Below are 20300 nucleotides of genomic sequence, written 5' to 3'. Positions count from 1 at the left end.
TTACAATCACAAAGACAATTAATTTGAAAAATAAATTCTATCTAAATATCGAATCTCCATGCTCAGAAGATTTTAATAAATTCATTCCTACTGCAAAAGGCGGATTTTGTAATGCCTGCAGCAAAGAAGTAGTTGATTTTACTAAATCATCTCCAAAAGAGATTACTGATTATTTTAAAAGCGAAAAAAGCGATAATGTTTGCGGAAGATTTAAAACTGACCAAATTACAAATCATAACCAACAGGCTCGAAAAAAGAAAAATAGGCTGGGTTTTTTAAGCGGGATTGGCCTTGCCTGTTTTTCCTTTTTTAACAGCTCCATCATGCAGGCTCAAGATATTAAACCTGAAAGCAAATCAGAGGATAATGACATAAAAACAGAAAACAGCACTACACAAAAATTCCTCACTGTAAAAGGAGTTGTGACTGAAGGAGGCTTGTCATTACCTGGTGTAAGTGTTGTACTTGAGGGAACACAAAAAGGAACACAAACAGATATGGATGGGTATTTTGTTTTCCCTGAAAAACTTAAAAGAGGAGATGTCCTGGAATTTAGTTTTATTGGTATGGAATCCAAAAAAGTAACTATTGACCGCGGAAATTCTGATTTAAAAATAGAATTACAAGTACATATGGAATCTTGCACTTTTTTGACGTTGGGTAAAGTAGCTAAAAAAGGAGTTTATTCTTCAAAGAAATAATTGCAACTAATGAAACGTTTTTATTTTTTTTTTACATTATTTTTTACCTCAGTAATCAATGCGCAAATTTCAGATTTTGACGCAACCGATTTTACAATAGCCGACAATATTGCGAAACTAAATGAAGGAGAAAAACTAAATAACCCTCCGATTCTTTCACATAAACTCACTAATAAACTTAGCACTGATGTTGAAAAATTCAGAGCAATTTTTTATTGGGTCTGTGACAATATCAAAGCAGATGATGCCCAAAATACAAAAATCATAAATAATAGGAGAAAGTTTAAAAATGATAGTTTAGCCTACGTTAAATGGAATCGTCAATACCAAAAAAAAGCACTAAAAGAACTCTTTATAAACAAGAAAACAACTTGTACCGGCTACGCCTATTTAATCAAAGAGTTGTGTTTTTTTGCAAATATTGAGTGTAAAATCATTAATGGTTATGGACGAACCGCCGACGGAAATGTCGAATCATTAGATTTAATAAACCACTCATGGAATGCCGTAAAATTAGGCAACAAATGGTATTTATGTGATGCAGCCTGGGCAAGTGGTTATTTAGATTCTAAATCAAATTTCATAAAAGAATATATCGATGGCTATTTTTTAGCTGACCCTAACTTATTTGCAAAAAATCATATTCCAATTGAGAAAAAATGGTTTCTCTTCGATGATACAACACAAGTTAAAATAAATATGCCTCCACTTGTTTACGGTGAAACTTTTAAATTAAATATCAACCCTATTACACCAAGTAAAATGGTTGTAAATTGTAAAGAAGGTGATGTGCTAATTTTTAGTTATAAAAATCTGGACAATAAAAAACATATCCCCTCTCTCATTGAAATAATCAGAGAAAAAGAAATTCCATACAACATTTATAATATTCAATACAATAATGAATTAACCACTTTTAAGTATAAGTTTAACAAGAAAGGAAATTTTGATGTTCATCTTAAAGTAGAAAATTATATTGTTGCGACTTATATTGTTAAAGTAGAAGACAACTAACTACAATTAATAAATAAAAAAGCGTTCAGAAATTGAACGCTTTTTTATTTATTATAATTCTTAGAATCTGTTGTCTCCGTCGATCATTCGTCCTAATCCGCCAAGCAAACTTCCTTCTTCCCTTCCGCTTCCTCCAGCTTTTGGAGCTGCTGCGATAATTCGGTCGGCCAATCTGCTGAAAGGTAACGATTGAATATAGACGATTCCCGGTCCGCGAAGTGTCGCATAGAACAATCCTTCTCCACCGAAAATCGAATTTTTGATTCCGCCGACAAATTCGATGTCGTAATCCACATCTTTGGTGAATCCTACGATACAGCCCGTATCTACTTTCAGAACTTCGCCCGGCTGTAATTCCTTACGTGCCAAAGTTCCCCCCGAGTGTACGAACGCCATTCCGTCACCTTCGATTTTCTGCATAATGAAACCTTCTCCGCCGAATAATCCGCGGCCTAATTTCTGAGAGAATTCAATCCCAACAGAAACCCCTTTGGCAGCACAAAGAAATGAATCTTTTTGGCAGATAAATTTCCCTTGGTATTCTGTTAAATCGATAGGAACAATTTTTCCCGGGTAAGGCGATGCGAACGAGACTTTTCGTTTTCCTGCATCCTGATTGATATAAGCTGTCATGAACAGACTTTCACCAGTTAAAACGCGTTTTCCGGCAGTCATCAATTTACCTAAAAAACCTTGTTGTTCTCCGGAACCGTCTCCAAAAATCGTTTCCATTTTGATCCCGTTGTCCATCATCATGAAGCTTCCTGCTTCGGCAATAACCACTTCCTGAGGATCCAATTCGATTTCAACATATTGCATTTCTTCACCATAAATATGGTAATCTATTTCGTGTGATGTCATTTTTTATGTTTTTTGATTATAACAATTAGACGCTATACCCTGAAAAATGTTACCGAAAACAAAAAAGTGCTTCCTTATGGAAACACCTTTTTTGTATTCATCTAATATACTCGGAGTTTACTTTCCAGAGTCATAATCTATCTTTCCGATATGACGCATGACGCGAACAATTTTATCCTTTCTTCTGTTAGTGTAAGAGGAAGAATTAGAAGCTTTAAATTTTCTTGGATTGGGAAGGATGGCAGCTATTCCGGCGGCCTGATACTTCGTTAAACTCTTTGCATCTTTATCATACCAATGTTCGCAGGCGGCTTGAGCTCCATAGACGCCATCACCCATTTCGATGCTGTTCAGGTAGACTTCCATGATACGTTCTTTGCCCCAAATGAGTTCGATCAGCACGGTAAAATAAGCTTCCAAACCTTTACGCAGATAACTTCGGCCTTGCCATAAAAAGACATTTTTGGCGGTTTGCTGGGATATTGTACTTCCTCCTTTTAATTTTTTACCTCGCTGATTGCTCTCATAAGCATAAGCCAGCGCTTTAAAATCGAAACCATTGTGCCTTAAGAAATTACCGTCTTCACTGGCAATAACGGCTTTTTGAAGATTTGTCGAAATATCTTCCAACGGTACCCAATCGTGACTGCAGGTCATTTCTTTACCGGCTTCTTTTTGCTCTAAGGCACGAGTTATCATTAACGGTGTGAAGGGTACCGGCACAAATTTGAAAATAATAACGGATAGGATAGACAACCCGAAAAGCCATAAAAAAAGCTTTAGGAAAAATATGACTACTCTTCTTCTCAAACTGCGTTTTTCTGTTTTGGGTTTTGCTTTAGCCGGTTGTTTTTTTACTGGTTTTTTGGCAGCCATATCTCTTTATACTAATTCTAATTTTTCACAATTTTAATAATTGCACTTTTATTATCACTTGTTACCCTTACAAAATAAACACTAACGGGGTAATCGGACAAATCTAATTTAACTTCAGACTGATTTGGCTTATTAGAAAACAAAACTTGTCCAGTTATATTTATAATTTCAATTTTTGAAAGTATTTCACTGTTAGAAACAGTAATCTGGTTTTTTGTTGGATTCGGATAGACTTTCAAATTACTCCATACAACTTCTTCATTAGAAAGCAGCGATGAAGGTGAAAAGACAATATTATCTAAAAAGGCCTTGTCGCCTATAGTTCCACCTGAAGATTTTCCGATGTGTTGAAGTGAAATTCTTAAATCATTGCCCAGGTAAGGCGTCAAATCATATTCATAAGTTACAAAAGCATCCTGATTAGAAGTGGTTGGTCGAATTGTTTCCAGTACGTTCCCATTTACCAAAACCCTGAACATCGACTCATTATTGCTATTGTTAAAGGTCTGCTTTAAATTAAATCGTAAATATAAGTTCCCTACAACAGAACCCGAAGCCACTTTCATATTTACTTTCGTAATATTATTCACATTATTCTTCCAAACATCGCCACTTGTACTTTCATTGTTCCTCAAAACATCACCCTTTGCCATCCATGATGATGAATCGGTGGAGCCATTCATTATTAAAAGCTTATTTGCTGAATTACCAGGTTCCCCCGAATTAAGTATCTTGCTCTGCAAAGTACTTTCAAGAATCAGCTTATTACTTACGCCCGATTGAAAATCAAATACCTCACTAGACGCTGTTATAAGATTTTCATAACCTTCTTCAAGTTGAAATTTATCAGCAATCATATTAATGGAACTGCTTCCCATAAAATTAACCAGATAACTGTAATCACCTGATTCAACTGGCGTAAAATAGAAATTAAACGGGCTGTAATTATATTCCGTTAAACTCCCTACTGTTTGAAGATTTGCCTCCATATAATGTTCTTCCTGGCCTCTACCTATCGAAGCATAAATGGCCCCTGGGCCATACTGGTAAGAACATCTTGCAAAAAGACTGAATTTATATGTTGTCCCTGCAATCAGATTAAACATTGGAGTATGAATTTTAGTAGAAAAATTATCTATAAAATGAAGGTATGTACTGTCTCCAACACCATTTATTATATGATCATAATTATAACCATTAACGGTTTGCGGAGCATTTTTAGCCGAAAAATTACCATATAACATTTTAAAACAGTCAGGCAACAAATTATTTCCGTAAGCGGTCATATTGCTAAAATTTTCCACCCAAGGCAATGCATAAATATTACAGGTAGTAGTTATCTTCTTAGGCCCTACGATTATAGACTCTCCTGAACCGCATAATGTCTTAAAATAAAAGTCGTAAGCGGTATTCTGAGAAAGTCCCTCGACTAAACTTTGATTCGTTGTACTGTAAGCCACAAGACCTGTCCCTGGTAAAAAACCTGTCGGACCGTACTCAATTTTTACATTTTCGCCATTAGTGTTATTCCATTTCAATAAGACAGAATCATTGGATAAATTTAAAAATTCGATATTAACCGGCTCCATACAATTCTGTCGGCTCAGGTATTTGAAATCGTCAAAATAAACAGCCTTTGAACTTATGCCAATCTCGCTGTCAACAAATTTGAAAGCAATGTACTTACCATTACCAGTATAGTTAGTAAAGTCAATATTTACTTCTTTTCCGTACGGCGTTTCATTATCGAAATAAATATTCTGATAGCTCACAAATGTGCTTAAATCCAAAGGATTCGATAAAACACCAACCGATACATACTCGCCACTTTTAATTCGCAATGATTTCGTCCAAAATTTAATCCTTTTAGTGCTGTCAAAATCACTTAAAAAGGGAGATATAAAATAGGCAGTGTTCGCAACAATATTTGGAGTATTTGAAGAAACATCATTGCAAATTAATTGTGCGGAATTAGGCGAACTGTTAAAATTATTAAAAGAATATTGCCTCACTCCACTAAAATTTGAAATCTGATTAGGACTGGTACTTTCATAAACTGTCCAACAGAAATTCGGGATCAGATAGGCATTAGTGGCTGGGTACTGATCGAATTTATCTTCGAACGGAGCACTTACCATACATGAAATTTTAAAACTGTAAAGATTGCTCCAGTTTACCACGTTTGAATCACAGATGTTTCTTACTCTAAACTGATATTTTGTATTGGGAGACAGATTCGTAATGGTTAACGGAAGACTTGTTACAGTAACAGCGGTACCTGTTCCCGGTGTAAAACCTAATGGGCCATATTCAACCTCACAATGAACCGGATTATTATTATTGATGTTCCAATTTAAAGTCACGCTGTCCGCACCAGACTGTAATGCAGATAAATTAGTTGGTTTTGCACAATTATGATTCTCGTATGCAAAATCATCGAGATAAACAATATAATTATCTCCATCATATGTAAAAATTCGTATCCCTATAAACTTATTGCTGCCATAGTACCCTGAGAAGTCAACTTCATACTTTTTCCAGGCATCCAACTGAAAGCCAGTCGTTATATTTTCAAAAGGCACAAAAGTTTGGTAATCCTCAGGATCACTAAGTGTCCCAACCTGAATATTTGTAAGGCTATTGTACACACTTGATGGGACATATGCCCAAAAAGAAATCTTCCTTTCATTGTTTAAACCAATAAGGCGTGGTGGCACTAAAATAGTCTTCTCATTTTCATAATTATCCGGACTGCTGTTTGAAGACATAATGCTAATCATCTTGGTCCCGGAATGAGGAGTTGTCGGAGTGGAACCATATGGCTGAGTATAATAAATAAAAGCATCTGCGCTATAAAAATCATCCCTAATTTTAGGTGTAATTCTTGCCCAACAGTTGGAGTCAAAATTCCCATTCTCAAAATCATAGGTATAACCAGCAGTAACTCCTTCGCATTTTGTTTTAAAAACACCACGGTCAGACCAATTGCTGAATCCGGAACCACATTGGCTTCTAACATAAAATTCGTAATTCGTAAAAGGCAAAAGGTTTGTAAGTGTAGCTGTTGTTGTCGAAGCATTAATAGTTACTCCGGTTCCTAATGTAAACCCGGAAGGACCATATTCTATTTGCCAGCTTCCATTGGAAGGTGTGTTATTATTTTCCCAACTTAATATAGCTGTCTCATAAGTCGATTTTACCATCTTAAGATTTACCGGCTCTTTACAGGATGGTATTACTTCGTAAGTAAAATCGTCAATATGAAAAGTACTCCCGTCCTGAATATTATTCTGTTTAATTGCAATATAATGATGATCAAGAGCATTATTGTAGTTATCCAGATAAACAATATGTTCTTTCCAAAAATCATTCACTTCAAAACCATTGATTTCATTCATTTCCAATGGTGAAATGGTCTTCAGGGGTACAAATGTAGTCTCATCAGAGGGGTTTGACATTGTCCCAATAATCAATGAACTTGTAATATAATCGGAATTTCCTTTTGCTACCAAGAAGAATTTCACCCTCTTATTGTTAGCCAGATCGGTTATATAAGGTGTTATCAGGTATGATTTATTTGCAGATGAAACAGATGAATTGATCATCTGAATATACTTGCTTCCTGTTCTGGGTATTATACTAGTATTACCGCCAATAGGGGCCTGATAAACATTCGCACCAACTTCTATTCTGGACCAACAAGGATTGAAATAATTTTTCTCCAAAAAAGATGTCTGGTATCCCGCAGCGATTATAGAACAAGAGGTTGTAAAGGATTGTGTCGGCGTCCAATTCGAGTACAGCCCTTCCCCACAATTAGCTCTTACCTTTACCTGATAGTTCGTGTTCCCAGTTAAATTTTGAAGCTGGTAATCAACATTAGTACCAATCATCATAGTTTCCGTAATGCCGTAGGTCACGTTCTTGAGTTCCAGTTCCCAATTGTTTTGTAAAGCATCAGCAGTAAAATTAATTTTCGCCGTACTCTCCGTTACATCCGAAACCGTTAAATTGGTATTGTCAAAACAGTTAACCGATTGTTCGTAACTAAAATCATCGAAATAAACATCGCCATAATTACCGGAACTCTTAATCGCAATATATTGATCGGAACCTACATAGTTATTAAAAAAAACATTGATTTTATTGAAACCGCCCCCTGTGAGCGTGACTGTTTTTAACGGATGAAATGTTGCCGGATCATATGGATCTCCAATGGTTCCCAAAACTACAGAATAACTCCCCTGATAACTGTTTGCGTAAATTGAGAACTTTTTATCAGTAGCCAAATCCGTAATTTTCGGAGACACCAACATTACACCGTTACCACTTCTCCAGCCCATAAAAAGCGACTTCCCTGAAGTTCCGTTTACAAGATAAGTAGCCTCTTCAATATTACTGTTAGTATTCGATGTAGTATTTTGCAGTCTGTAACCACGCCAACCTTCGACAATTGGAGATGTATCAAAATTAAAACTATAACCGGTTAGTTTTGAAATTGCCGCATACTCTGAATTAACGGTATAATCCGATCCCCAAAGCCCCGGCTGGCCGGTATAACCATAAAAACGGATCCTGAAATCCCAGGAAACAAAAGGGTTGAGCCTAACCAAAGACGCGGAATTGTTCTGAATTATAGCCGATTGTGTATAAGTTGAGCTTCCGGTAGGCTTATATTGATAATCCCACCATATTCCGCCGGTTCCATTTATCTTATAATTTCCAGAAATATCCAATGAAACAAATTGAGCCTTTACATCAGCTTGAAAACCCAGAAATACAAATGCAAATAAAACTTTAAACAATAAGTACTTTTTCATCATGTTGACTGTTATTTTTTACACTAAATCCGCTAATTCCTGTCCGACCAGACTCCCTATAGCTACGCCCATTCCTCCAAGGCGAACACCGCAACACACATTTTCAGACAATTGTTCAATAATTGGTTTTTTATGTGATCCTAAGCCCATGATTCCGCTCCAGCGGTGAGCAATTTTATATTCCGTATTCGGTAAGATAACTTCAGAAAGCAATTGTTCCAGACGGTTTTGTATTTTTTCGGTCAAGCCGAATTCGGAAGTGGCTTCTCCTTCAAAGTCAAGGTTTCTTCCGCCACCCAGTAAGATTCTATTATCTATGTTACGGAAATAATAATAACCCCCGTCTATGTGAAAAGTTCCCTTAATATCAAGGTTCGGAATAGGTTCTGTAATCAGGACCTGTGCTCTTGCGGGACGAACTTCTCCTTGAGTTAATTTATCTGCAAAACCATTGGTAGCAAACAACAGTTTTTTGGAAGTAAACGAAAAATCAGTTGTATTTACCTGAACCCCGCTGCCTGAATCATGATAATCCGTTACGGTTTGTCGGTTTAAAATCAGAATATTATTGGTAACAGCTTCTTTAAGTAAAGCCTGCATCATGTTCCCGGTATCAATTTGTCCTTCAAATGGATTGAAGATCAAATACTCATGAATTCCTTTAAAATCGAATCGATCCACTTCTTTGGCAAAAACATCGGATTTGAAAAGGGGTCTCAGGATTTCATTAATGAAAGGCAATTTCTGAAGGCATTCGGCATAGGTACTTTCATCCTCCTTCAGAAAAACTTCATAACCTCCATAAGGTTTGAAATCGATTGCGGCATCACTTAAACGTTTGCGCAACAGATTGAGTCCGTTCCAGCGTTTCTGTATTAACTGAACAACTTCCTCTTCACTGTAATTTCGTAAATCCTCTATAATTTCGGACAAACTGCCAAAACAGGCAAAACCGGCGTTTTTAGTACTGGCACCTTCGGGCAGCGCCCCTTTTTCAAGGATAAGAATTTTGCTCTCGGGAAAACGTTCGCGAAGATGCAAGGCCGCATGAAGCCCTACGATACCGCTGCCAACAACAGTATAATCAACGTTGGCAAACCAATTCTTCAGTTCCCAATAGCTAACATCCATGGTCTTTATTTTCTGACTTTCATTTTATTTTTGATTGAATTGATTACTAAAGGCGCCGTTGAAACAACGATGATACCGATTACGATCAATTCAATATTTTTCTTAAGGTCGATAATATTGCGCTCTAATAAATAGGTATAAAGATAATGTCCGGCAAATATCAGCACGAACGACCAAAGGAATGAACTAAGTATGTTATAAAACATAAATTTTTGCTTTGGCATCTGAACAATTCCGGCCACAATCGGCGCGAATGTTCTAATGATAGGCAAGAATCTGGCAAAAATAATAGCCCTTCCACCGTGTTTCTCAAAAAACAAACGGGATTGGATAAGGTATTTCTTTTTGAACCAGAAATTATCTTTTTTCGAATATAGGAAATGCCCGCTTTTGGCTCCGAACCAATAACCAAAGACATTACCTATAATTCCGGCAATCCCTACCAAGGTTGCTAAAACCGCTACATTGGTAAATTCGTTCTCAATATAAATCAATTCCTGCATTAGCGTTTCACTGTAAATTCCGCTAAGGAACAACAGACTGTCGCCTGGCAAAAAGAATCCTGCAAATAACCCGGTTTCGGCAAAAACAATAAACAGAACCACATAAATTCCGATGTGATGCCCGGCTATTTCGAGATTGATGTAAAATTCAGGGTTTAACAACTGTGTCCAGTGAAACTCTTTCATTTGGATATTTTTTTAAATAATTAATTTACGCTTTTCGTTTCCCATTTATCAACCGCACTGGTTGCCAACGCATTTCCTAACACGTTAGTCATACTTCTTGCCATATCACAGAAATGGTCAATCGGTAAAATAAGTGCAATTCCTTCCGGCGGGATACCGAACATGGCACAAGTCGCCACAACTACAATCAGTGAAGCCCTCGGCACACCGGCAACGCCTTTGCTTGTAAGCATTAAAACCAGCAACATGGTCAGCTGTTTATCCAATGGCATGTCAATTCCATAAACCTGTGCAATAAAAATACTGGCAAAGGTCATGTACATCATACTTCCGTCAAGATTGAACGAATACCCTAACGGTAATGTAAACGACACAATTCTCGGCTGACAACCGAAACGCTCTAATTCTTCAACCATTTTGGGGAATACTGCCTCACTACTGGTTGTTGAAAATGCAATCAGCAGCGGGCTCTTGATTCGTCTTAATAAATCCCACAAACGGTTACCAAGTATCAGATAACCCACTAAAAGCAGAAGTATCCATAGTAGAATAATACCAAAGGCAAAAGCCAAAAGATAATTCGCATACAAACTGAAGATTTCAAATCCGTAATTCGCAACAGCGGCAGCTACAGCGCCAAAAACCCCCAACGGCGCCAACCACATAATGTAAGTCACCATTTTTAAGACCACATGCGAAATGCGGTCGAAAAGTTTTAAAATGGGCTTAGCTTCTTTTTTGCTGAACGAAGACAATGCGATACCGAAAAAGATTGAGAAGATTACAATCTGCAGGATTTCATTGGTAGCAAATGACTCAAAGACACTCTTTGGAACAACATGCTTTACGAATTCTTCCAACGAAAATGATTGTGTTTTTTCCAATAACTCGGAAGCCGAAGAAGCATCATCCATTTTAATATTAGTCCCTTTTCCGGGCGCTAATGTATTTACCAGCACCATCCCCAACAAAAGCGAAACCAATGAGGCAGAAATAAACCATCCCATTGCTTTTGCTCCTACACGGCCAACCATTTTCATATCGCCCATTTTGGCAATTCCTACCACTAAGGTTGTGAACACCAACGGTGCAATAATCATTTGGACCATTCGGATAAATACGGTACCCAATAATTTTATGTTTTTTGAAAATACCTCCTTGGATTCAATAAATTGGTAGTGAACAATACCTCCCAAAATAACACCAAGAATTAATGCGACGATAATCGCTATAAAGAGTTTGTTATTGCTTTTCACTTCGAAACAAATTTTAGTCGGTGAAAATAGTCATATTTTTTGAAACTGCCTTTCCTTTCTGTAATAAAAACCGGAATACCTACTAAATATTTAGGAAACAAAGAATTATGAATTACATAATTTTTTACTCTAAAAAGTCTTTTCAAATACATATTTCACAATAAAAAAAACTTTTTACCCTGCATTATTTTGCTAAAAAGGTGCTTTTCCATCCTTCATTTTGTGTTATTTCTGTCTTTATATTTAAAATTTGTTAAATATTATTGTTTATTTAATAAAAATGTTAAATATATTTACGCTGAAAATTTGAAAAACAAATATCAACAAACACCCAAAAAATTATGAAGTACAGACTACTCTCAATTGCCTTACTGGCATTTACGAGTTCCTCTTTCGCGCAAAACGGGGGATCATTCTGGAAGCTTTCTTCAAAAAAAAGTAACGTTGTTACTACACAAAGAGGAGCTACCTTACCTACTAAAAATCTGTTCGAATTAGACATCAACGGATTAAAAACAGCTTTACTTAATTCACCTAAAAGAGGAATTAATACAGAAAAATCAAGTGTAATAGTATCATTCCCCAATGCCGAAGGACAAATGGAACGCTTCCGCATCCTGGAAGCTTCCAACATGGAACCCGGACTGGCAGCACGTTTTCCGGAAATAAAATCCTATGTTGGACAGGGAATCGATAATCCTTCATCAACTATCCACTTCAGTGTTTCTCCACTTGGTTTACAAACCATGCAGGTTAATGCTGACCAATCGGCCGTTTTCATCGAACCGTATTCACAGGATTTAAAAACCTATTCAGTTTTCAAAAAAGCAGACAAACTAAGATCACTTTCTCATTTTGATTGTAAGGTGATTGACAACGCAACAGCAGCCGTTGCCAGTTCAGGCGAAACCTTACGACCAAATGCCGACGATGCGACTTTACGAAATTTCCGTTTGGCCATGTCGGTAACAGGTGAATATACTGCTTATTTTGGCGGAACAAAAGCATTAGCATTAGCAGCAATCAACAATACGATGACCCGCGTAAACGGTGTTTTCGAAAAAGACTTTGGGGTTCACATGAATTTGATTGCTAATAATGATGCTGTAATTTACACAAGCGCATCTACCGACCCTTATTCTGCTGCGAGCGGGATGTCCAACTGGAATTCTCAGCTGCAGTCGACTTTGACTTCGGTTATCGGAGAAGCGAATTATGATGTCGGACACCTTTTCGGAGCCACTGGTGGCGGTGGTAACGCCGGTTGTATCGGATGCGTTTGCGTAAATGGTCAAAAAGGAAGCGGATACACATCTCCTGCTGATGGAATCCCTTCAGGAGACAACTTCGACATCGACTACGTAGCACACGAATTAGGACACCAATTCGGAGCCAATCACACTTTTTCAATGAACAATGAAGGTACCGGTGCAAATATGGAACCGGGAAGTGGTTCAACCATTATGGGATACGCAGGTATCACTAGTCAGGATATCCAGGCCCATTCGGATGCGTATTTTCATGCTGTAAGCATTCAACAGGTAACCAACAACATCAAATCTAAAACCTGTCAGACCAATACACCAACAGGAAATTCAGTTCCAACAGCTAATGCTGGATTGGATTATACTATTCCGAAAAGCACCCCGTTCATGCTAACCGGAACCGGTACAGACGCTAATGGCGATGCCCTTACTTACATTTGGGAAGAAATGGACAATGCTTCATCATCACAAACAGGAGCGAGTTCGGCAGCCAGCGCCACAAAAACAAGCGGACCGACATTCAGATCGTATTCGCCGACCACCTCACCGACCAGATATTTCCCAATTATGTCAAGAACCCTAGCGGGAGCAACTACGACCTCAGGTTCGGAAATTACAGTAGAAGCGTTACCTTCTGTAGCAAGAACTTTAAACTTCAGATTTACGGTTCGCGATAACAGAGCCGGAGGACCGGCTAACAACAGTGATGATATGATAGTTACCGTAAACGGTACTGCCGGACCATTCTCTGTAAGCGCACCAAACACAGCTGTTTCATGGGTTGGCGGTTCATCACAAACGGTTACATGGAACGTTGCAGGAACAACAGCAAACGGTGTAAACTGTGCTAACGTTGATATTTTAATCTCTAACAATAATGGCGCAACATGGTCTACTTTATTGGCAGCATCACCTAATGATGGAACACAAGCCATCACTGTTCCTAATACTCCGGGCACACAGAACAGAATCATGGTAAAAGGTTCTAACCATATTTTCTTTGATGTTTCGAACACAAACTTTACCATTACGTCAGGAACCTCAGACACAACCGCTCCTTCTGCCCCTACCAATTTAACGGCTTCAGGCACAACGGCAACAACTACAAACTTATCTTGGAATGCATCTACTGACAACGTAGGAGTAACTGGATATGATGTTTACAGCGGAACTACTTTATTAGGAACCGTTTCCACTGCAACTTACAATGTAACAGGATTAACACCTGCAACAGCTTATACTTTTTCTGTAAAAGCGAAAGATGCAGCCGGAAATATCTCTGCTTCAAGCAACACCGTTAATGTAACTACATTATCATCGTCTGACACAACTGCTCCATCTGCTCCAACGAACTTAACAGCTTCGGGAACCACGCAAACCACAACCAACTTATCATGGACAGCTTCTACAGACAATGTGGGAGTAACCGGATATGATGTTTATCGCGGAACTACTTTGTTAGGAACCGTTACTACTACAACGTATAATGTAACAGGATTAACTCCGGCGACTGCTTATACTTTCTCTGTAAAAGCAAAAGATGCGGCCGGAAATATTTCTGCTGCGAGCAACACCGTGAACGTAACAACTTTATCCACATCGATTACTTATTGTACTTCACAAGGAAACAACACCTCGGATGAGAGAATAGGTAAAGTCGTTTTTGGATCAATCAACAATACCTCTACAGGAACTGCCGGATATGAGAACTTCACTTCTTTATCTACAAATGCTGTTCGTGGAACATCAAATACCATTACGATTACGCCGACTTGGACTTCGACAGTTTATCCTGAAGGCTATGCCGTTTGGATCGACTACAACCAAAATGGTGTTTTCACAGATGCAGGAGAATTAGTATGGAGCAAAACAGCTTCTACAACAACTCCAGTAAGCGGAACGTTTACAATCCCTGCTACGGCAACATTGGGAGCAACAAGAATGAGAGTTTCATTGAAATATAATGGAGTACCAACTTCTTGCGAAACATTCACTTACGGACAAGTGGAAGATTATACCGTGAACATCACTTCTACTGTCAAAGAAACAGTAGCAATCAATACACTTACTGCGGTTAAATTGTATCCAAACCCAGCAACTGACTTGTTGAACGCAACGGAAGTTTCAGAAAACGCTACTTATAAAGTTTACAATTTGATGGGACAAACAGTAGCAAACGGTAAATTCAACAATGGATCGATTGACGTTTCAACTATCGGATCCGGAAACTATCTTTTAGAAATTTCCGATAACGGTAACGTAACTACAAAACGTTTCATCAAAAAATAATTTTTTCCCTCTTTAGAAATTAAAAAAAGCCCCGCATTTGCCGGGGCTTTTTGTTAATTCAATCCAATACAATAATCGATTCGATAAAATCATTAATTTTAGCCTTTCTTTCAAAAAATAGCAACAATGAAAAAACTCCTTATTTTAACGCTTGGAATGATGGGACTATCTGCTTCTGCTCAGGATGTGATGACGCCTGAACTATTATGGAAATTAGGCCGTGTAACGCCAATCGGACTTTCCAAAGACGGTAAAAATATTGTTTACAAAGTATCTACGCCTTCTGTTGAGGAAAACAAGTCGAATTCTAAATTCTTCACCATTCCGCTAAACGGAGGGACAGCAACAGAGGTTCAGGACACCAAAGACCTGGTGAAAAATAAAAACCTTTCTTCCGACGGAAAATATACGCTTTCGCATAAAGAAGTGAAAGTCGAAAAAGTGTTGGGCAAAGATTTGTACTCCGACCTAAAAAAGGCAGATGCTCAGGTTTACGACGGATTGAATTACCGTCATTGGGACACCTGGAACGACGGAACGTACAACCACGTATTCTTTACTGAGAACAACGACAAAACGGTTCCGATGGATATCATGAAAGGAGAATCTTTCGACACGCCACAAAAACCACACGGAGGGGATGAGGATTACATCTGGTCACCTGATGGCAAAAGCATCGTTTACGTTTGTAAAAAGAAATCGGGAACGGCTTATGCCATCAGTACCAATACAGATTTATATGAATACAATATCGAAACTAAAACCACAAAAAATTTAACCGAAAATAATTTAGGATACGATACGCACCCACTATATTCTCCAACCGGAAACCTAACCTGGCTGCAAATGAAACGTGACGGTTATGAAGCCGACAAAAACGACATCATTGTGCACTTCAAAGGGATGGACATTAACCTGACTGCAGGTTGGGATGGAACTGTAGAAAGTTTCAAATGGAGTGAAGACGGCAAAAAAGTATATTTTATCGCTCCATTCGACGGAACGAAACAATTATTCGAAGTGAATTTCCCTGGACTGACTAAAATTGCTGTTACCGTAAAACAAATTACAAGCGGTGATTTCGATGTGACCGAAATTGTAGGCTTCGCTGACGGAAAAGTGATTTTGGCACGAAACGACATGAACCACGCTTCTGAAATCTATTCATATGAATTCAAGAATAAAACTTGGAAACAAATCACGAATGTAAACACGGATGTTTACAGCAAATTGTCTTTAAGCAAAACCGAAAAAAGAATCGTTACCACTACTGATGGTAAAAAAATGGTGGTTTGGGTAATCCTTCCTCCAAATTTCGACAAGACCAAGAAATACCCTGCCCTACTGTATTGTCAAGGTGGGCCTCAAAGTGCACTTACACAATATTATTCGTTCCGATGGAATTTCCAAACCATGGCCGCTCAAGGTTACATTGTGGTAGCCCCAAACCGTCGCGGTATGCCTGGGCACGGTGTAAAATGGAATGAAGACATTAGTAAGGACTGGGGTGGACAGGTAATGAACGATTACCTTGCGGCTATCGACGATGTAGCCAAAGAATCGTACGTAGACAAAACGCGTTTGGGAGCAGTTGGAGCAAGCTACGGAGGTTACTCTGTTTTCTATCTGGCGGGAATCCACAAAAACCGTTTTAAAACATTCATCTCACACTGTGGTGTTTTCAACCTACAAAGTATGTACGGCACTACCGAAGAAGTATTCTTCAACAACTTTGAACACGGAGGCGCATACTGGGAGAAAAACAATGCTGATGTGCAAAAAACATATTCTCAGTTCAACCCAATCAATATGGTGAACAACTGGAACACGCCAATTATGATCATTCAAGGCGGAAAAGATTATCGCGTCCCTATCGGACAAGGCCAGGAAGCCTTCCAGGCAGCACAATTAAAAGGCATTAAAAGCCGCTTCCTTTTGTTCCCGGAAGAAAACCATTGGGTGCTGAAACCGCAAAACGGTTTGGTATGGCAACGTGAGTTCTTCAAATGGTTAAAAGAAACATTGTAAAAAAGCACAAAAATCCCTTCTGATGTAAGTTCAAGAAGGGATTTTTTATATCATAATTAAAACATAAATTGTTGTTAAAATGAATTTTGAATTGTAACAATTCATAATTTTACCAACCAATAGTGAAAATTAAAAACAAAACTATGTTATCAATTCCTATCAAACCTTTTCTTGTAGCATCTGCATTAATCGTGAGTATGTCGTCGGCTTATGCACAAGATAATTTAGTGAATTCGCTAAAAATCAATGCAAGCGAAAAAAGTAAAGAATCATTCAAATTTACTGATGTAGTTAACATCGAGAACACTTCGATTAAAAACCAAGGGTCTTCCGGAACATGCTGGAGTTATTCTGCTAACTCTTTCTTGGAGTCAGAAATGATCCGTATGGGCAAAAAACCTGTAGAATTGTCTCAGATTTTCTCGGCAAGAAACGCTTATATCGAGAAAGGAAGAAATTATGTTCGTATGCACGGTGCTGTTTCTTTAGGTGATGGTGGTGCGTTCCACGATGTAATCAACATGTACAAAAAATATGGTGCTGTTCCACAATCTGTTTATACAGGTTTGAACTATGGTACTGATAAAAATAAATTTGCTGAAATGGCTGCTATAGGAGAAGGAGTTCTTAAAGCAGTTGTGAGCAATCCGAACGGAGAACTAACTCCAAACTGGGAAAAAGCATATACGGCAGTGATTGATTCTTATTTGGGTCAGGCTCCAAAATCATTCCAATACAATGGAAAAACGTATACTCCTGAAACTTTCGCTAAAGAAGTAGTTGGAATTAATGCGGATGATTATGTAGAAATCTCCTCATTACAAGAACACCCATATTACACAAAATTCACTTTGATGGTGCCGGACAACTGGTCTTTCGATCAAGTGTACAATGTTAAAATGAACGAATTGACAGATATCATTGACAACGCTTTGAAAAACGGTTATTCAGTTGCTTGGGCTGGTGATGTAAGTGAGAAAAGTTTCTCTTGGAAAAACGGAGTAGCTTTCGTTCCTGAGAAAAAAGTGGAAGACATGACAGCTGATGAGAAAGCTGATTTGTTCAACGGCCCTAAAAAAGAAGCTGTTGTTACTGAAGAAATGCGTCAGAAAGCGTTCGACAACTACACAACCACTGACGATCACGGTATGCACATCGTTGGAATTTCAAAAGACCAAAATGGTAAAGAATACTATATCGTTAAAAACTCTTGGGGACAATCAAACGACTACAAAGGTTATTTATATATGAGTAAAGAGTTCGCTAAATACAAAGCAACTGCAATCATGTTACACAAAAAAGCGGTTCCAACTGCTATCGCTAAGAAATTAGGCGTTTAAGAATACATACAATCATCAATCAAAAATCAAATCCCGAAGGTTTAGACTTCGGGATTTTTTTTGGCCTAATCTTTTCCAAAGACAACTTTGCGGAACAAAGAATAACAAAATCATAAAGCAGGAACTAACTTTAGTGATTGGAAGAAAGGAATAAGAAGAAGGAACCTGATAATATGAAAAATAGCTAACGCCAACATATGCCTTAAAACCCCAAATTCATAAAACCACCGTTATGCGAGGGTTAGTTTAGCCTAGATTACTCATTATAAAATCCCAATGTCAATTCTGTGTTTAAAAGCATTTTCATTTTGACTTACATTTAAAGGTTATATTTGCATCCTTGGAATTTATCCCAAGTTTTTATAATGATGAATGAAAAAATAGAGGATAGGTCTGTAATATCATTGGACGAAATAAATCAATGCATCGCTGTTTTGACGCAATTGAATACGGATACCGATCAGATTTTTGAAATACCTAAAGAACAAAGAACTGCTTTAATTAAAGCGGCTGGACAATTTTCACGCCCCGACCGTGATGAGTTTGCTAAAAGAAAAAAAGACGCAAAAGCACTGGCCAAACGCAAACAGGAAAAGAAAGACAGGACCGCTCGAAAGGAAACCGGGATTCGTTCGGCTCGCGAAGCGGTTGTATTTGTAGCTCCAAAACTTTTGGGTTCGCACGAATTAAAGCATAAAGAAGAATTGGAACTCGAAACGCCTAGAAAGTGTTATGTATGCAAAACGGAGTTCACCAAAATGCATCATTTTTATGATTCGATGTGTTCCGATTGTGGTGATTTTAACTACGCAAAGCGTTTCCAATCGGCAGATGTAAAAGGCCAGATTGCAGTTGTTACCGGTTCTCGTTTAAAAATTGGGTATCATATTACTTTGATGTTATTGCGCGGTGGGGCTACGGTTGTTGCAACGACCCGTTTTCCGGTCGATTCGGCTTTGCGATTTTCCAAAGAAGAGGACTTTATTGATTGGGGGCATCGCTTGAAAATTCACGGATTGGATTTAAGACATATTCCGAGCGTGGAGATTTTTTGCAATTTTATTGAGCAAAAATACGGGCGATTAGATATCCTAATCAACAACGCGGCGCAAACCGTAAGGCGACCTGCGGGTTTTTATACACACTTAATGGAAAATGAAGAACGTCCAACAGGCTCTTTACCACAACAAGCTCAGGATTTATTATTGGATCATACCAATTGTCTGAATGAATTAAAAGTATTGACTACAGATGCTTCTTCCAATCAAAATATGCCGGTAACCTGGCACGGACCGGAACCGGGAATTGGGTTAAGAGCTTCGGCTAAATTATCTCAAATTCCATATTCGTTTGATAATACCTTGGTCGCACAAGAAGTTTTTCCAGAAGGAGAACTTGATGCCGATTTGCAACAAATCGATTTGCGAAAAGTAAACAGTTGGAGATTAAAATTGGGGCAAATTGAAACTACCGAAATGATTGAAGTGCAATTGGTAAATTCTGTAGCGCCTTTTGTGTTGTGTAATCGTCTTTCAGAAGTGATGAAAAAAGACAATACAGGCAAAAAACACATTATCAATGTTTCGGCTATGGAAGGGAAGTTTTACCGTGCTTTTAAGGAAGACCGACACCCACATACCAATATGGCCAAAGCAGCATTGAATATGCTAACGCATACGGCCGCCGGAACACTCGCAAAAGACGGGATTTTCATGAATGCTGTTGATACTGGATGGGTAACGGATGAAGATCCGGCGGAATTAGCCAAACGAAAACAGGAAGAACAGGATTTTCAGCCCCCGTTAGATATTGTCGATGGAGCCGCTCGAGTTATGGATCCGTTGTTTGACGGAATCAACACCGGAAAGCATTGGTGCGGAAAATTCCTGAAGGATTACAGGCCTATCGCCTGGTAAAAGAGATTTGCTTTTGAAACAAGAAACCCACAATAGAATTTGATTCTGTTGTGGGTTTGTTTATTGATTCTAAGTCGAGAGACTTTGCAAAGCGATGAAGTAGTTTTTCTTCTC

Annotated in this window: 12 protein-coding genes; 6 read left to right on the top strand and 6 right to left on the bottom strand. The window is 38.2% G+C overall.

Features of this window, described 5'->3' with window-relative positions:
• Window positions 1-23: 23 nt before the first annotated feature.
• Both FEDK69T_RS16080 and FEDK69T_RS04020 read left to right on the top strand, forming a co-directional pair.
• Entirely contained in the window at window positions 24-701 is a 678-nt protein-coding gene (locus tag FEDK69T_RS16080; RefSeq protein WP_023572869.1) for a carboxypeptidase-like regulatory domain-containing protein, read from the top strand.
• Between the two features lie 9 nt (window positions 702-710).
• The gene (locus FEDK69T_RS04020; RefSeq protein WP_023572868.1) at window positions 711-1715 is read left to right on the top strand and encodes a transglutaminase domain-containing protein; all 1005 of its coding nucleotides are present in this window, start codon (window positions 711-713) and stop codon (window positions 1713-1715) included.
• A gap of 60 nt (window positions 1716-1775) precedes the next feature.
• Here the strand turns inward: FEDK69T_RS04020 and FEDK69T_RS04015 are convergent, their stop codons facing one another.
• The 6 genes from FEDK69T_RS04015 to FEDK69T_RS03990 form a co-directional block, all read right to left on the bottom strand.
• Window positions 1776-2576: a TIGR00266 family protein gene (locus FEDK69T_RS04015; RefSeq protein ID WP_023572867.1), complete on the bottom strand. Its 801-nt coding sequence runs from the start codon at window positions 2574-2576 to the stop codon at window positions 1776-1778.
• Window positions 2577-2693: 117 nt separating this feature from the next.
• Entirely contained in the window at window positions 2694-3452 is a 759-nt protein-coding gene (gene mtgA / locus FEDK69T_RS04010; protein WP_023572866.1) for a monofunctional biosynthetic peptidoglycan transglycosylase, read from the bottom strand.
• Between the two features lie 17 nt (window positions 3453-3469).
• The gene (locus FEDK69T_RS04005) at window positions 3470-8275 is read right to left on the bottom strand and encodes a fibronectin type III domain-containing protein (RefSeq protein WP_023572865.1); all 4806 of its coding nucleotides are present in this window, start codon (window positions 8273-8275) and stop codon (window positions 3470-3472) included.
• Between the two features lie 15 nt (window positions 8276-8290).
• The gene (locus tag FEDK69T_RS04000) at window positions 8291-9403 is read right to left on the bottom strand and encodes an NAD(P)/FAD-dependent oxidoreductase (protein ID WP_023572864.1); all 1113 of its coding nucleotides are present in this window, start codon (window positions 9401-9403) and stop codon (window positions 8291-8293) included.
• A gap of 5 nt (window positions 9404-9408) precedes the next feature.
• Window positions 9409-10092, bottom strand: a complete 684-nt coding sequence (locus tag FEDK69T_RS03995) for a DedA family protein (RefSeq protein WP_023572863.1) — start codon at window positions 10090-10092, stop codon at window positions 9409-9411.
• Window positions 10093-10112: 20 nt separating this feature from the next.
• Window positions 10113-11348 carry a dicarboxylate/amino acid:cation symporter gene (locus FEDK69T_RS03990; protein WP_035630745.1) on the bottom strand — a complete coding sequence of 412 codons (1236 nt, stop codon included), beginning with the start codon at window positions 11346-11348 and terminating at the stop codon, window positions 10113-10115.
• Between the two features lie 341 nt (window positions 11349-11689).
• Here FEDK69T_RS03990 and FEDK69T_RS03985 point away from each other — a divergent pair, with 341 nt between their 5' ends.
• The 4 genes from FEDK69T_RS03985 (at window position 11690) to FEDK69T_RS03970 (ending at window position 20186) form a co-directional block, all read left to right on the top strand.
• Entirely contained in the window at window positions 11690-14902 is a 3213-nt protein-coding gene (locus FEDK69T_RS03985) for a reprolysin-like metallopeptidase (protein ID WP_023572860.1), read from the top strand.
• Between the two features lie 126 nt (window positions 14903-15028).
• Window positions 15029-16930: a S9 family peptidase gene (locus FEDK69T_RS03980; protein WP_023572859.1), complete on the top strand. Its 1902-nt coding sequence runs from the start codon at window positions 15029-15031 to the stop codon at window positions 16928-16930.
• A 197-nt stretch (window positions 16931-17127) separates the two neighbouring features.
• On the top strand, window positions 17128-18270 hold the full coding sequence (locus tag FEDK69T_RS03975; protein ID WP_240473177.1) for a C1 family peptidase: 1143 nt from the start codon (window positions 17128-17130) through the stop codon (window positions 18268-18270).
• 368 nt (window positions 18271-18638) lie between these two features.
• Complete coding sequence (locus FEDK69T_RS03970) at window positions 18639-20186, top strand: SDR family NAD(P)-dependent oxidoreductase (RefSeq protein ID WP_023572857.1); 1548 nt, start codon at window positions 18639-18641, stop codon at window positions 20184-20186.
• The last annotated feature ends 114 nt before the right edge of the window (window positions 20187-20300 follow it).

It is taken from the genome of Flavobacterium enshiense DK69 (assembly GCF_000498495.1).
Classification (GTDB): Bacteria; Bacteroidota; Bacteroidia; order Flavobacteriales; family Flavobacteriaceae; genus Flavobacterium; species Flavobacterium enshiense.
Note: the sequence above shows the minus strand (reverse complement) of the source record. Positions and strands in the feature narration are given on the sequence as shown.

Bases quoted from the DNA above. Each gene is read 5' to 3' on its own strand.
- FEDK69T_RS04020 (WP_023572868.1), top strand. From the start codon at position 711: ATGAAACGTTTTTATTTTTTTTTTACATTATTTTTTACCTCAGTAATC.
- FEDK69T_RS04015 (WP_023572867.1), bottom strand. From the start codon at position 2,576: ATGACATCACACGAAATAGATTACCATATTTATGGTGAAGAAATGCAA.
- mtgA (WP_023572866.1), bottom strand. From the start codon at position 3,452: ATGGCTGCCAAAAAACCAGTAAAAAAACAACCGGCTAAAGCAAAACCC.
- FEDK69T_RS04005 (WP_023572865.1), bottom strand. From the start codon at position 8,275: ATGATGAAAAAGTACTTATTGTTTAAAGTTTTATTTGCATTTGTATTT.
- FEDK69T_RS04000 (WP_023572864.1), bottom strand. From the start codon at position 9,403: ATGGATGTTAGCTATTGGGAACTGAAGAATTGGTTTGCCAACGTTGAT.
- FEDK69T_RS03995 (WP_023572863.1), bottom strand. From the start codon at position 10,092: ATGAAAGAGTTTCACTGGACACAGTTGTTAAACCCTGAATTTTACATC.
- FEDK69T_RS03985 (WP_023572860.1), top strand. From the start codon at position 11,690: ATGAAGTACAGACTACTCTCAATTGCCTTACTGGCATTTACGAGTTCC.
- FEDK69T_RS03980 (WP_023572859.1), top strand. From the start codon at position 15,029: ATGAAAAAACTCCTTATTTTAACGCTTGGAATGATGGGACTATCTGCT.
- FEDK69T_RS03975 (WP_240473177.1), top strand. From the start codon at position 17,128: ATGTCGTCGGCTTATGCACAAGATAATTTAGTGAATTCGCTAAAAATC.
- FEDK69T_RS03970 (WP_023572857.1), top strand. From the start codon at position 18,639: ATGAATGAAAAAATAGAGGATAGGTCTGTAATATCATTGGACGAAATA.